Below are 13,498 nucleotides of genomic sequence, written 5' to 3' on the forward strand. Positions count from 1 at the left end.
TACTTAGTACGCTCAACACCACCCGATGGCGGGTCCAGCAATACCCCGAGATAGCCGCGCTGGTGCGTGCGAGGAGTGAACTGATGAGCGAGAGCGACAAGCCCACTAACACTGAGGCGGCGCCCGCTATGGTGAGCCTGCGCGCCGTCGACAAGCACTACGGCGAACTCCACGTGCTGCAAAACATCACGCTTGAGGTTGCCGAACGCGAAGTCGTCGTGGTCGTCGGGCCTTCTGGATCAGGAAAGTCCACCCTCTGCCGCACCATCAACCGACTCGAAACCATCGACTCCGGTGAGATTCACCTCGATGGGCAGCCATTGCCCGTCGAAGGTGCCGAACTCGCCCGGCTACGTTCTGAAGTCGGGATGGTGTTCCAGTCGTTTAACCTCTTCGCGCACCTCACTATCCTCGAGAACGTCACGCTGGCGCCGATCAACGTGCTCAAGATGAAGAAGGCAGACGCTCAACGCGAAGGTCTTGAACTCCTCGCACGAGTAGGTATTGCCGACAAGGCCGATCAATTCCCCGCGCAACTCTCTGGCGGCCAACAGCAACGCGCCGCTATCGCTCGCGCCCTCGCCATGCACCCCAAAGTGATGCTCTTCGACGAGCCCACCTCGGCGCTTGACCCCGAAATGGTCGGCGAAGTCTTAGAAGTAATGACATCGCTCGCTGCCGAGGGCATGACGATGGTTGTCGTCACCCACGAGATGGGCTTCGCGCGAAAAGCAGCAGACCGAGTCGTCTTTATGGATGCCGGGCAAATCGTCGAAGAGAACACTCCCATCGAGTTCTTCGACAACCCGCGATCGGAGCGCGCACGTTCGTTCCTCGCATCGATCCTCGCTCACTAGAGCCTTCACCCACACAGCTTTACCCGCACACAACTGCACCACCAACCACGAGAGAAAAGGAATCACATGTTCGCATCACGATCCTCACGCAGACGAGGCGCCGTACTTGGCGCTGTAGTCGCCGTGACGGCGCTGGCCCTCAGCGCTTGCTCCACCGACTCGTCTAGCAATGTTCCCGGAGGCAACGACGCCGCTGAGGTGAGCGACGTTCAGGCAATGCTTGCCGGAGCACCCGTCGCCGACGACGCCCTCTTCACCCCCGGATCGACCATGGAAAAGATCCGCGACCGCGGAACCCTCCTCGTGGGCGAAGCGCTCGACGCACCGCTGCTTTCGCAGCAGGACCCCACCAACCCGGATGACGTTTCCGGCTTCGATGCCTACCTCGCGCAACTGCTTTCGGTCTACATCTTCGGTGAGCCTCGCGTGGAGATCGTGCCCCCGGCATCCGAGACTCGTGAAGCACTGCTGCAAAACGGCACCGTTGACGTTGTCTTCAACACCTACACGATTACCGAAGAGCGTGCCGAGCAGATCAGCTTCGCTGGCCCGTACTTCAGCTCAGGACTCGCTGTTGCTGTGAAGGCTGACAACGATGACATCACGGGAATCGACGACCTCGGTGGCAAGACTGTCATCGTTGGCGCCAACACTCCCGCCGTCCTTGCGGTTCCCGAAGAGCAGCCCACAGCAGAGCTCGTTGACTTCGCAACCGACCCGCAGGCAGTTCAGGCACTCCTCCAGGGCCGTGGCGACGCTTACGTTCAGGACTACACTCTGCTCGCCAGCAATGCTGCAGCGAACTCCGACCTCAAGGTTGTTGGCCAGCCCTTCACGGCTGAGCCCTACGGTATCGGCCTCGGACTCGGCGACACCGAGTTCAAGGACTTCATCAACAACTGGCTGCTCGAGATCCAGGATGGCGGACAGTGGGGCCAGGCGTGGACCTACAGCCTCGGAACCGTCGTAGAGTCAGAAATCCCGACGCCGCCGACCATCGGATCGGTGCCCGGCTCCTAACGAGCGCGAAGCAACGCCAGGAGACTACAGATGGATATATTCACGGAGAATGCAGGGCTGCTCCTCGACGCGATCGGCACAACGCTGCTGATGGTTCTCGTCGCGGGTGTCGGATCCCTTCTTCTCGGAGTCTTGGTGACGGTGGCGCGGGTAAGCCCCATCCCCATCCTCCGACGAGCCGCATTCCTTTATGTGCAGTTCTTCATCAACGTGCCTCTCCTGGCGTTGCTTCTTCTCGCCGTCTTCGCTCTACCGGATGCCGGCCTCATTCTTCCGCTTCTGCCGACCGCGATCATCGTGCTCACGGTCTACGAAGCAGCCTACGTTGCTGAGGCCGTGCGCAGCGGAATCAACACCGTTTCGGTTGGCCAGATTGAAGCGAGCCGTGCACTCGGCCTCACCCTCTGGCAAAGCCTGCGCCTCATCGTGATTCCGCAGTCTCTTCGCGCCGTCGTGCAACCGCTCGGAAACGTCATGATTGCGCTCGCGATGAACACAGCGCTCGCCGCTGTCATCGGCGTTGTCGAGCTGACTTCTCGCGTGAACAAGATCAACCTGGTTTACGCGCAGCCGATTGAAATCTTCACCGCGGCCGGACTCGTCTACATGCTGATCGCGCTCCTGATCGGCCTTGCTGCCGGCCGAATTGAACGTAAGGTGGCGATCCTCCGATGAGCACTTCCAACACCAACGTTGCTTCCTATCTTTATGAGGTTCCCGGGCCTCGCGGCCGCCGCCGAATCATCATCGGCTCGATTATCAGCGCGCTCATCCTCGCTGGCATCATCTTTGCTGGGCTCTGGCAGTTCGGCAGCAGAGGGCAGCTCGACGCCGACAAGTGGCTACCGTTCCTCGACCTCGCCATTTGGCAATACCTTGGCGTCGGTCTGCTCGGCACTCTGCAAGCAGCGGCGATTGTTGCCGTTCTCGGTGCTGCCTTCGGAACACTTCTTGCCCTCGGGCGAGTCAGCAAGGTTCGCTGGCTGAGCTGGCTCTGTGCCGGATACATCGAGGTCGCCCGCACCGTGCCGGTGCTGCTGCTGATCTACCTGATGCTCTTCGGATTGCCGCAACTGGGCATCAACTTTCCGGTGCTCTGGAAACTCGCTATTCCTCTGACGCTCGCGAATGCTGCCGTGTTTGCTGAAATCGTTCGCGCGGGCATCCTGAGCTTGCCGCGTGGTCAAGCCGAAGCCGCCTTCAGCCTGGGGCTGCGCAGCAATCAAGTCATGCGGCTCGTTGTTCTGCCTCAAGCGGTGCGCAACGTGACCCCGTCTCTCATCACTCAACTGGTGAGCCTGATGAAAGACACCTCGCTCGGCTTCATCGTGGCCTTTACCGAGTTGCTCTACCGTGGTCAGGTGCTTTCGAGCTTCAACCACTTGCTCATTCAGACCTACCTCGTCGTGACCATCATTTACTTGGTCGTCAATGGAAGCCTCTCGGGGTTGGCGTCGCGACTGCAAAAGAAACCCGGTCGTCGACGCACGACTGTTGCCAGTGCCACGATGGCGCTTCCGCTTCCCACTCCTGGTGGGTCATCATCACAGAAAGCACCCCATGTCTGATCTCACCGCTGGCACCCTCTCCGAACTCGCGATCATTCGACGTTCGGGCATGATCGAGAGCCGTCACTTTGGTTCGCTGCTCGCGTTCGCTGCCGATGGAACTGTGGCGCTTGAACTCGGGGCTCCCGATGTCGAGGTGCTGCCGCGCTCAACCGTGAAGCCTCTGCAGGCGATGGCCTGCCTCGAAGCGGGCGCTGACCTGTCTGGTCCAGAGCTCGCGATCGCCGCCGGCAGCCACACCGGCGAAGACGCTCACGTCGCCGTGGTCTCGGCGATTCTTGAGCGCGCTGGACTCGATGAGCATGCTCTTGGATGCCCGGTCGATCGCCCCGAAGATGAAGCGACCTTCGAGCGCATGATCCGGGACGGCGAAGGCCGAAATCGTCTGCGGATGAACTGCTCCGGCAAGCACGCGGCAATGCTGCTGGCGTGTGCCGTGAATGGATGGTCGACCACTGACTACCTCGACCCTTCGCATCCGCTGCAGCAGCAAGTGCAGAAGACGATGGCGGAGATGACCGGAGTGCCTGCGTCACACACGGCCATTGACGGATGCGGTGCCCCGCTCTTCGGAACCACCGTGCGTGGAGTAGCCGCATCGTTCCGCTCGCTGGTCGTGGCTGATCCCGTGAGTGCTGCTGGGCGCGTTGCCGCCGCAATGCGCGAGTACCCGTTCTACGTGGGCGGAAGCGGCCACGCCAACAGCGAGCTCATGAAGAACCTCCCGGGTGCGCTGTCCAAGGGCGGGGCCGAGGGCGTCATCGGTGTTGCGACGAAGGATGGGGCATCCGTATCGATGAAAATCATTGACGGTAGCCCGCGTGCGACGACGATTATCGCGCTCGCCGTTCTCGGATCGTTGGGTTACGACACTGCAGCGGCGGCAGCCTTTGCCGAGGTTCCTATTCTGGGCGGCGGAATTCCTGTCGGCCAGATCGAGGTTGGTGCAGACCTGCGCGACGCGATGTCGGCCGGACGCGCCTGACGATGACAATTCTTGAAGTCTGTCTTGATGATCTGGCAGGCGCGCTGACCGCTGAACGATCGGGAGCGCACCGTATCGAGCTCTGTGCAGCACTGGATGAGGGCGGAATCACGCCGAGCGTGGGCACAGTCACGACGGTTCTCGCCTCCCTCACCTCCATGACAGTCATGGTGCTCATTCGCCAGCGCGGGGGCGACTTTGTCTACTCGCCGGCGGAGGTTGACGCCATGGTCGCCGACATCACGGCAATCCGCAGTCTGCCGCGTGCTGATGGAGTGATCGTCGGATTCGTCATCGGCGCCTTGACTGCCGACGGCACGATCGATGAAGCGGCAACGACCGCTCTGCTCGCTGCCTGCGAAGAGCATCCGGTTACTTTCCACAAAGCCTTTGATTTGACGGTCGATCAGCCGAAAGCGCTAGAAACGTTGATTGATCTTGGCGTTGCGCGGGTGCTGACATCGGGCGGCGCCGCCACCGTGCTTGACGGGCAAGCCGAGCTTGCGGCGCTGGTGACTCAAGCCGGCGAGCGAATGACAATCCTGGCCGGGGGCGGCGTTCGCTCCCACAATGCCCGCGAAATCCTCGCGACAACGGGCGTCACCGAACTCCACTTTCGGGCACCCGCGACCGTGCCGAGCCATGGCTTTCAGGGTGGAGCATCCGCTCTTTATGACAGCGGCACCCGCACGGTGACTTCTGCTGCTCTCGTAAGGGAGATGCGTGCTGTCGTGGATGCCTCATGACTGTCGTAAACACGCTGGCGGATGTCGTCGTTGCGGTCGATCTCGGTGGTACCGCCATCAAGGGCTCCCTCGTCTCGGAGACCGGCGAAACAGTGGCCACCTCGACGCGCAGCACCCCAGCAACCGACATCATCGACACGCTCATGGAGCTGATCGCGGAGCTGATCGCTGCCGCGACGGCCCACGGGAGAACCGTGATCGCTGCCGCTGTCGTTACTCCCGGGATGGTCGACGAGAGCTCTGGCGTGGTGGTGTATGCCTCCAACTTGAACTGGAAGAACGTTCCGCTGCTCGCAGAGTTGCAAAGCCGACTCTCCATCCCTGTCACCGTGGGGCACGATGTGCGTGCCGCTGGACTCGCGGAGAGTCGACTTGGTGCGGCTCAGGACGTTGACGATTTCACGCTCATTCCGATCGGAACGGGGATGGCAGCGGCGATCGTGTCGGCATCCGGAGCGGTGCGCGGTGCCCTGGGGGCTGCCGGAGAAATCGGTCACATTCCGATCGTTCAGGGTGGAGAACTGTGCACGTGCGGGCAACGAGGTTGCCTAGAGGTCTACGTTTCTGGTGCCGGGGTGGCTCGGCGCTATGCGGCTCGTGCGGGAGGAAATCTCTCGTCGAGGGAGATCGTGGCGCGGCTCGGTTCGGATGCCGACGCGGATTCTGTGTGGGATGAAGCTGCGCGCGCGCTCGCCCAAGGACTAGCAACAGTCACTCTGCTTCTTGACCCGGCGGTCATCGTTCTCGGGGGTGGCTTCTCTCAAGCGGGTGCGGCGCTTCTGCACCCCGTCACGCGGTATCTTGACGAACTTCTGGTCTGGCGCGATGCCCCCGATGTGGTGCTCTCTCGCCTCGGTGGTGACGCGGGACGGGTGGGGGCAGCACTGCTCGCCTTTGCGTGCGTCGATCGCCTTGAGGTCGCCGATACCTGGGTTCTCGATGCCGAGCGAGTGCCGCTCTAGTACGGTCGGCACAATGACAGATCTCGGGATAGCGATTGTCGGCCGTGGCGTGATGGGCACCGCCCATGCGCAGGCGCTCGCAGCGCTGGGTCGAGCCGAGCAGATTCGCTACGTTGTGGCGCGCACGCTCGGGGCAACTCTTGAGGCGGCTCCGCGCGCGACAGTAGTGGATGACCTTGAGATCGTGCTTTCTGATCCCGACGTTCACGTCGTCTCAATTTGCACTCCCTCGGGCAGTCATCGCGAGCTGGCAGTGCGCGCTTTGGCCGCGGGCAAACATGTGTTGCTCGAGAAACCAATTGCATTGACGCTCGAAGACAGTCGCGCGATCTGCGATGCCGCGGAGAGCAGCGGAACGATCTTCATGGTGGCGCATGTGGTGCGATTCTTTGAGGGCTATCGCCTTCTCGCTCGCGACATCGCAGCCGGGAAGATCGGCGCACCACTCTCGGCGCAGGCAGTTCGTGCCGGCAGCAGACCGGAGTGGTCGGACTGGCTTCGCAACTATTCGCAGGCGGGCGGCATTCTGGTCGACTTCGGCATCCATGACATCGACCAGCTGAATCTTCTACTGGGTGACCCGGTCGAGGTCACGGCGACAGGACCGGTGCCGTTTGGGCCCATCGAGACGACGATTAGATACCGCAGCGGTGCGGTTGGTGTCGTGCGGAGTTTTGCCGATCTGCCCACTGATGAGCCGTTCCACAGCTCTATTGAGGTGCGCGGAACTGCGGGAGTTGCCCGGTATGACTTTGCCGCCGGGAGTGCGGAGGCTTTGGAGAACGCCGAAGCTGCCGAGGATCCATATGCCCGGCAGTGGCAGTACTTCCTTGACTGCGTCGCACAGGGGGTTGCTCCCGAGTGGTGTCCTCCAGCGGCGGCGGTTGCTGCTCTTGAGGTGGCTTTGGCGGCAACGAAATCGCTCGAGTTGGGCATCCCGGTACGCGTAAAGCCGGCAGCGTCGGTCTGACGCTGCCGGCTTCGCGGCGGGTGAGGCTTAGGCGCCGAAGGCCTCCGCGAGGGTTCCGCGGTGTGCGGTGAGCAGCTCTTCGAGGGTCAGGGTGAACTGGTCCTGGATTTCGAGGGCGGGAGCGGCAGCATCCGTGACTCCGATGCGCACGGCGGGGTAGCCGCGGCCTTCGCAGAGCCCGCGGAACTTCACGTCATCTTCGCGAGGGATCGACACGATCATGCGGCCGGTCGATTCGCTGAAGAGGGCGGTGGCGGCGTCGATTCCGTCACGCTCGAGCAGGTCGCCCAACCAGACGCGGGCGCCAACACCGAAGCGCATGACGGACTCGGCAAGAGTTTGAGCGAGCCCACCATCGGCGAGGTCGTGCGCGCTGGCGATGATGTTGAGCTCGTTGCCGGCCTTGATGAGATCGGCAAGCTGGCGCTCGGCGGCAAGGTCAACCTTGGGCGGTAGGCCACCGAGGTGGTTGTGAATGGTGCCGGCCCAGGCCGAGCCGTCGAGCTCAAGCGAGGTGGTGCCGAGCAGGTAGATGTTGTTGCCTTCGTCTTGCCAACCGCTCGGGATGCGCTCAGCAACGTCACGGATCAGGCCGAGCACCGCGACCACGGGGGTCGGGTGAATGGGCACATCGCCGGTCTGGTTGTAGAAGGAGACGTTTCCGCCGGTGACGGGGATTTCCATCTCGAGGCACGCGTCGGCGAGACCTTCGACGGCGCGGCTGAACTGCCACATGACTTCGGGGTTCTCGGGGCTGCCGAAGTTGAGGCAGTCACTGACAGCGACGGGGTTCGCGCCGGTGGCGGCAACGTTGCGGAACGCTTCAGCAAGAGCAAGTTGGGCTCCGGCGTAGGGGTCGAGTTGGCAGAAACGGCCATTGGCGTCGGTCGCGACAGAGAAGCCGAGGCCACTTTCTTCGTCGATGCGGACCATGCCGGCGTCATCCGGGAAGCTCAGTGCGGTGTTGCCGAGCACGTAGCGGTCGTACTGGTCGGTGATCCAGCTCTTGTCGGCCAAGTTGGGGCTTGCGAGCAACTGCACCATTTGGTCGCGCAGTTCGATGCTGTCTTTGGGGCGGGCGAGTCCGGAGGCGGTGTCGGCTTGAAGCTTGTCGATCCACTTGGGGTAGGCGACGGGGCGGTCGTAGACGGGCCCATCGATGGCGACGGTGCGGGGCTCGACATTGACGATTTCTTCGCCGTGCCAGTTGATGACGAGACGGCCGGTATCGGTGACTTCACCGAGCACACTGGTTTCAACGTCCCACTTCTCGACGACCTTGAGGAAGCCTTCGAGCTTCTCAGGCTTGACGATCGCCATCATGCGCTCTTGGCTTTCGGACATCAGAATTTCTTCTGCTGTGAGGGTGGGGTCGCGCAGCAGTACCTTCTCGAGTTCGATGAACATGCCACCGTCACCGTTAGAGGCGAGCTCGCTCGTTGCACAGCTGATGCCGGCAGCGCCGAGGTCTTGGATGCCCTCAACGAGGTCTCCCTGGAACAGTTCGAGGCAGCACTCGATGAGTACTTTTTCGGCGAAGGGGTCGCCGACCTGAACGGCGGGGCGCTTGGTGGGGCCACCTTCTGAGAAGGAATCGGAGGCGAGAATGGATGCTCCGCCGATGCCATCGCCACCGGTGCGGGCACCGAACAGCACAACTTTGTTGCCCACGCCGCGAGCGTTAGCGAGGTGCAGGTCTTCGTGGCGCAGCACTCCAACGGCTAGTGCGTTGACGAGTGGGTTGGCCTGGTAGACGGAGTCGAAGTAGGTTTCGCCGCCGATGTTGGGAAGGCCGAGGCAGTTGCCGTAGAAGCTGATGCCCGAGACGACACCCTTGGCTACGCGAGCAGTGTCTGGGTTGTCGATGGCGCCGAAGCGGAGCGCATCCATGACAGCAACGGGGCGGGCGCCCATGGAGATGATGTCGCGGACGATTCCACCAACACCGGTTGCGGCACCCTGGAAGGGTTCGATGTAGCTGGGGTGGTTGTGGCTTTCGATCTTGAAGGTCACAGCCCAGCCTTCACCGACGTCGATGACGCCAGCGTTTTCGCCCATGCCGACCATGAGGTTCTTCGACATGTTCTCGCTGACCTTTTTGCCGAACTGGCGAAGGTAGTTCTTGGAGGACTTGTAGGAGCAGTGCTCGCTCCACATGACGGAGTACATGGCGAGCTCACCGCTGGTGGGGCGGCGGCCGAGAATTTCGCGAATCTTCGCGTACTCATCGTCTTTCAACCCCAGGGCGCCGTAGGGCTGCTCTTTCTCGGGCGTAGCCATCGCGTTCGATACCGTGTCGGCAACATGCTGGCGGGAATTGGTTGAGACGTCAGTCACGAGGGGCTTCTCCCAGAAGATTATGGATGCCGGGGTGCTCACGCCGGCCGCCTCCAGTCTACCTAGGTGCGCGGGCGCACTTCAGCGGGTCACAACAGCATCAGGATGAACCCCGCAACGATGCTCAAGAGGCCGATTGCGGTGAGGATCGAGCCGAGGAGGACGGCGCCGTTCATGCGGCGGGGCCGCGCAAGACTCCACCGAGAGGGATGGCACTCGTCGTAGTACAGATCGACTTGGGCGCCGACATCCATGATCGGAGCCTCGGATGGTTCGTGAAGGATGGAGTGCTGACTGCCATCGCCATCGGACCAGCGAAAGCCTTGAAAGCCACCGGCTTCGAAAACCTCGGCACTTGTCTTGACCCATTTGCACGCCCGCATGGCCATGATCCAGCCAAAAATCAGCAGCGGGATGCCGGGGACGAGTCCGACCCACGACATCGTTTCGAGCACCGCTCCCCACGCGCCCTCAGGTCCGCTCATTGTGCAATATTATCTGCTGCCGGGGTTCTGCAGGGTGCCGCTGGTGGCTACGAGGATGACGTTGAAGGGGACCACGCAACTACTCCAACGAGAGGTTGCGGTGGATGTGCTTGGCTGCATTTCTGGCAACCCTCCGCTCATGCGAGTATGAGTCACATGACGGCTGTGGAGACGGATGGCATTATCGCGGCGGTGTCGGAAACTTTGCGGCGCACGGTCACGCTCGTGCGCCCGCTGGCTGGCGGACAGCACGCGACGACGCTTGTGGTCGCGGACTCGACCACCGAGTACGTCGTCAGAGTGTTTCCGCCATTGGACGATGCGGTCGTGCATGAGCCACAGATCCTCGATTGGGTCGCCGCTCTGGGCGATCGTGTGCCTCGGCTCATCGCCACAGGCGAGTTCGGCGACTGCCCGTTCATTGTCACTTCGCTGGTCGCTGGCGGCCCGCCCTCATCCGACTTGCCGCTGCAGAGTATTGCGGGGCAAATGGCGGCGGTATTGGCGCAGATCCATCAACTCGACAGTGTCGGCCTCCGAACCCTGTCTTGGGAAACGCCGCGCGGTGACAGCACGATAGAGGTGCTTGGGAGCAAAGCGTGGAAGCAGCTTGACCTGGCCGACCACGTTCTCACCCATTACGACTTCTGGTGCGGAAATGCCATGTGGAAGGGCGACACGCTCACCGGTGTCGTCGATTGGTCGGGCGCTCGCAGTGCTCCACGCGGCTTGGATGTGTCATGGTGCCGCCTCGACCTCGTGCTCCTCGGCTCCGTCGACGCAGCAGATCATTTTCTCGCCGAGTACGAGCGTGAATCGGGGCATTCCCTTCCCGACATCCATGCGTGGGATCTGGTGGCTGCCGCCCGGTCGGCCTCTCGCGTTGAATCCTGGGCCCCCAACTATCGCGGTATCGGATACAGCGACCTCACTGAGAGCACTCTCCGCGCGCGTATGGACGACTGGACCTCACTGCTCTGCGTCAGCTGACTGTGCGTTCTCGGCATCCGTTCGACGTCGACCTGAATGCAGCTATGAGCGTGGGCCTCTGTTGTTACGGCCGACAGCAGGCGCCTATGCGGATGCCCGTAAGGGGGTTCGATTGCGAAACATTCTTTGTCGCGGAACCTCACTGCCCACTTGTCGGAGGGGCATGGTAGTTTGTATGTAATCGTTCAGCCCGCCCGGTATTCTGGTGTGGGCTGGATTTCTTTAACATGGCAGAATCAGGCTGTGGCCGCCACTTCTAAGAAGTATCAGACGATCGATCAGCAGGTCGATCTACTGAGAACTCGTGGCCTCGAAATTGATGGAGAACCGGAACGTTGGCTCCGCTCTGTGAACTACTACCGGCTCAGCGGCTACTGGTATATCTATCGGCAAATAGCCGTATCGAAAGATGGCAAAGTCAGCCGCTCGGATCAGTTTGAAGCCGGAACAACGTTTTCGTCAATCACAGACCTATACGAATTTGATCGCAAGCTTCGCACTCTTCTGCACGATGGTGTCGAACGTGTAGAAGTGGCGCTCCGCAGCCAAGTCAGTTACGTGCTCGGCGCTCACGGGCCACTCTCCTATGAAATCCCATCCACTTTTCGAGACACCTTCGATCATCAAGGCTGGCTTTCGGATGTGGATAGACGCGTGACCCGGGCCTCCAGACGGTCCCCCTCCATTCAGCATCACCAAAACCAGCGCAGCGGTGTAATCCCCATCTGGGTTCTGGTCGACATTCTCGATTTCTCCGATGTCTCTAAACTTTTTGAGGGCATGAAGGTTAGCGATCAATACGCGGTAGCCGACGGGCTAGGTTTACACATCGACTTAGACAAAGTCACCGGGAATCAGCGGAACAAATCTCTCAAGAACCATCCGCTGGCTCGCTGGCTCGAACAACTGTCAGTCGTCCGTAATATTGCAGCACACCATGGGAGACTCTGGAACCGAACGGTCGTCCCAGCCCCAACCGCCGCTATGAAAACAATTGAGGGCCTCGAGGGCCTGCCAAAGGGACAGAGCGAGAGCATCTTCGGCGCTCTCGCGGTCATCGCGAAGATTCTCCAGACGACATCACCGGGCTCGACTTGGGTCCACAAGGTGGGCGCGCTAGCGGGCCAGTCGCTCGACGAGATGCCTAGGCGTTCAACTCGGGAGATGGGCTTCCCCGACGACTGGCGCACAACGAAACCTTGGGTTGGCAGGTAGGGGAGGGACCACTAGTTCCAGTGCGCACCTTTAGCTATCCATTCCCGCACCCATCGTTCACCACCTGACGTCCGCTACGCACAGACCTTCTGCGCTCTCGCGATAGAAGACAAAAATCGGGCTCACGTCGCTGGTCCCGCTCCATCCTTCGAGGTTGATGCTCCAGGAGGCATCGAGCGACGGCCGGTCGAAAGAGGCGTCGGCATAGAACTGTTCGGGCTCTCCGGCGCGCAATCCGTTCCAGGCTTGCGCGTCACCAAAGCCCGCTGCAAAGTCTTCGCACGCGAGCGCGTCTTGATCACCTGAGGATGCAGCGCGGAGGAGCTGGTTCGTCGTGTCGATGACGCGAGCGCCGTCGGCGCCCCAGATGGCGATGTCGATCCAACGCCCCGCAAGGATCGCCAAGGCCACGACCGCAATGATCACGCCAGCGATCGGCAGTAGTCTTCGCGTCTTCATGGGGTAACCATAAGCGTCAGGCATCGAGAGACGACTCGGTGTTGAGCCCAGACAAGCTGACCGCGAAGCCCCCGATCATGAGGATTCCGGCGATGCCGCCAATCGCAAATGGGAGTAGGAACGTCGGTGGTGAAGCCGTGAGCGGCCCCGCTTCGTCGATCCACGTGCCGTACTCAATGCCGTGGAAGAACAGCAGCACCAGAATGGCGGCGCCCAGTAGTCCGCTCGTCACTGCCCAGATTCGGTTTCGCATGTTTGTGTTCTCCACGAGTGGATGAAAGTAGGTGAGGGTCGAAGGGTGCCTGCGCCGCTGGCGCAGTTAGCCCTGCCCGGGCCCGCCCCAGCGACCGCCGTCGGGAGGCTCTGGGCAGACGGTGTCCTCGGTGAAGACGCCGATCTCCGCGCGCACGGCGACTCCGTCCGCGGTGCGGTTCACTGTGAAGGCGATGCCTTCGAGGGAATCTTGCTCAGGAACGTTGCCGAGGGTCGCGCTGTCTATTTCTGGCCCGCCGGAAAGCGGTAGCGCCCCGGGGTCAATTAGCCCCGCGGTCGGGTGCTCCTTGAGCCAGTTCGCAGTGTCGATTACGTCCGCACCCGCGATGCTCCAATATCCCGTCCGCGTCTCCATAGGCGAGCACGGCCACGCATAGTACGAGTATGCGAACGGTGGTGTGGTTGCCGGGATACTCTCGGAGAGCACGGCATCGGGCGGCAGTATCGCGCCGTCGAGCCACGAGTCGGCCTTTGCGACAGCAGCAGAATCCACCTTCGTGGCGGCGGGAGAAGGGGAAGTGGATAGCGATGGTTCCGGAGCGGCAGCGCCGTCATCCGCTACCGCTGCGCATCCCGCCAGAAGTGCGGCGCTAACCGACAAGACGAAGACACTGCGTAGACGTGGCATTTG

The 13,498-nt window shown here is 61.7% G+C and carries 15 protein-coding genes; 10 read left to right on the forward strand and 5 right to left on the reverse strand.

The window, feature by feature from the left end; translation table 11 throughout:
• Nucleotides 1-83: 83 nt before the first annotated feature.
• The 8 genes from AACZ26_RS02150 (at nucleotide 84) to AACZ26_RS02185 (ending at nucleotide 7,108) form a co-directional block, all read left to right on the forward strand.
• Nucleotides 84-857 carry an amino acid ABC transporter ATP-binding protein gene (locus AACZ26_RS02150; protein WP_339618753.1) on the forward strand — a complete coding sequence of 258 codons (774 nt, stop codon included), beginning with the start codon at nucleotides 84-86 and terminating at the stop codon, nucleotides 855-857.
• A gap of 66 nt (nucleotides 858-923) precedes the next feature.
• Nucleotides 924-1,877 (forward strand): glutamate ABC transporter substrate-binding protein, encoded by a 954-nt coding sequence (locus AACZ26_RS02155; RefSeq protein ID WP_339618754.1) that lies wholly within the window; start codon nucleotides 924-926, stop codon nucleotides 1,875-1,877.
• Between the two features lie 30 nt (nucleotides 1,878-1,907).
• Nucleotides 1,908-2,552 carry an amino acid ABC transporter permease gene (locus AACZ26_RS02160; protein ID WP_339618755.1) on the forward strand — a complete coding sequence of 215 codons (645 nt, stop codon included), beginning with the start codon at nucleotides 1,908-1,910 and terminating at the stop codon, nucleotides 2,550-2,552.
• Complete coding sequence (locus tag AACZ26_RS02165) at nucleotides 2,549-3,445, forward strand: amino acid ABC transporter permease (protein WP_339618756.1); 897 nt, start codon at nucleotides 2,549-2,551, stop codon at nucleotides 3,443-3,445. Before AACZ26_RS02160 ends, AACZ26_RS02165 begins: the two co-directional genes overlap by 4 nt.
• Nucleotides 3,438-4,430, forward strand: a complete 993-nt coding sequence (locus AACZ26_RS02170) for an asparaginase (RefSeq protein ID WP_339618757.1) — start codon at nucleotides 3,438-3,440, stop codon at nucleotides 4,428-4,430. The genes AACZ26_RS02165 and AACZ26_RS02170 overlap by 8 nt, the downstream gene beginning before the upstream one ends.
• A gap of 2 nt (nucleotides 4,431-4,432) precedes the next feature.
• A complete protein-coding gene (locus AACZ26_RS02175; protein ID WP_339618758.1) occupies nucleotides 4,433-5,176 on the forward strand; it encodes a copper homeostasis protein CutC in 744 nt (247 codons plus the stop codon).
• A complete protein-coding gene (locus AACZ26_RS02180) occupies nucleotides 5,173-6,138 on the forward strand; it encodes an ROK family protein (RefSeq protein ID WP_339618759.1) in 966 nt (321 codons plus the stop codon). Before AACZ26_RS02175 ends, AACZ26_RS02180 begins: the two co-directional genes overlap by 4 nt.
• A gap of 13 nt (nucleotides 6,139-6,151) precedes the next feature.
• Nucleotides 6,152-7,108 carry a Gfo/Idh/MocA family oxidoreductase gene (locus AACZ26_RS02185; RefSeq protein ID WP_339618761.1) on the forward strand — a complete coding sequence of 319 codons (957 nt, stop codon included), beginning with the start codon at nucleotides 6,152-6,154 and terminating at the stop codon, nucleotides 7,106-7,108.
• Between the two features lie 27 nt (nucleotides 7,109-7,135).
• Here the strand turns inward: AACZ26_RS02185 and purL are convergent, their stop codons facing one another.
• The gene (gene purL, locus AACZ26_RS02190; protein ID WP_339620615.1) at nucleotides 7,136-9,388 is read right to left on the reverse strand and encodes a phosphoribosylformylglycinamidine synthase subunit PurL; all 2,253 of its coding nucleotides are present in this window, start codon (nucleotides 9,386-9,388) and stop codon (nucleotides 7,136-7,138) included.
• 146 nt (nucleotides 9,389-9,534) lie between these two features.
• Complete coding sequence (locus AACZ26_RS02195; RefSeq protein ID WP_339618763.1) at nucleotides 9,535-9,930, reverse strand: hypothetical protein; 396 nt, start codon at nucleotides 9,928-9,930, stop codon at nucleotides 9,535-9,537.
• Between the two features lie 156 nt (nucleotides 9,931-10,086).
• Between AACZ26_RS02195 and AACZ26_RS02200 the strand changes: the two genes are divergently transcribed.
• A complete protein-coding gene (locus AACZ26_RS02200; RefSeq protein WP_339618764.1) occupies nucleotides 10,087-10,920 on the forward strand; it encodes an aminoglycoside phosphotransferase family protein in 834 nt (277 codons plus the stop codon).
• Nucleotides 10,921-11,127: 207 nt separating this feature from the next.
• Nucleotides 11,128-12,135, forward strand: a complete 1,008-nt coding sequence (locus tag AACZ26_RS02205) for an Abi family protein (protein ID WP_339618765.1) — start codon at nucleotides 11,128-11,130, stop codon at nucleotides 12,133-12,135.
• A gap of 57 nt (nucleotides 12,136-12,192) precedes the next feature.
• On the opposite strand, the gene AACZ26_RS02210 is transcribed toward AACZ26_RS02205, so the two are convergent.
• The 3 genes from AACZ26_RS02210 to AACZ26_RS02220 all read right to left on the reverse strand — a co-directional run bounded on the left by AACZ26_RS02210 (nucleotide 12,193) and on the right by AACZ26_RS02220 (nucleotide 13,495).
• Nucleotides 12,193-12,594: a hypothetical protein gene (locus tag AACZ26_RS02210; RefSeq protein ID WP_339618766.1), complete on the reverse strand. Its 402-nt coding sequence runs from the start codon at nucleotides 12,592-12,594 to the stop codon at nucleotides 12,193-12,195.
• Between the two features lie 16 nt (nucleotides 12,595-12,610).
• On the reverse strand, nucleotides 12,611-12,847 hold the full coding sequence (locus tag AACZ26_RS02215; RefSeq protein WP_339618767.1) for a hypothetical protein: 237 nt from the start codon (nucleotides 12,845-12,847) through the stop codon (nucleotides 12,611-12,613).
• 66 nt (nucleotides 12,848-12,913) lie between these two features.
• On the reverse strand, nucleotides 12,914-13,495 hold the full coding sequence (locus AACZ26_RS02220; RefSeq protein ID WP_339618768.1) for a hypothetical protein: 582 nt from the start codon (nucleotides 13,493-13,495) through the stop codon (nucleotides 12,914-12,916).
• Between the last annotated feature and the right edge of the window lie 3 nt (nucleotides 13,496-13,498).

Origin of the sequence: uncultured Salinibacterium sp. (genome assembly GCF_963974405.1) — a bacterium.
Taxonomy (GTDB): Bacteria; Actinomycetota; Actinomycetes; order Actinomycetales; family Microbacteriaceae; genus Rhodoglobus.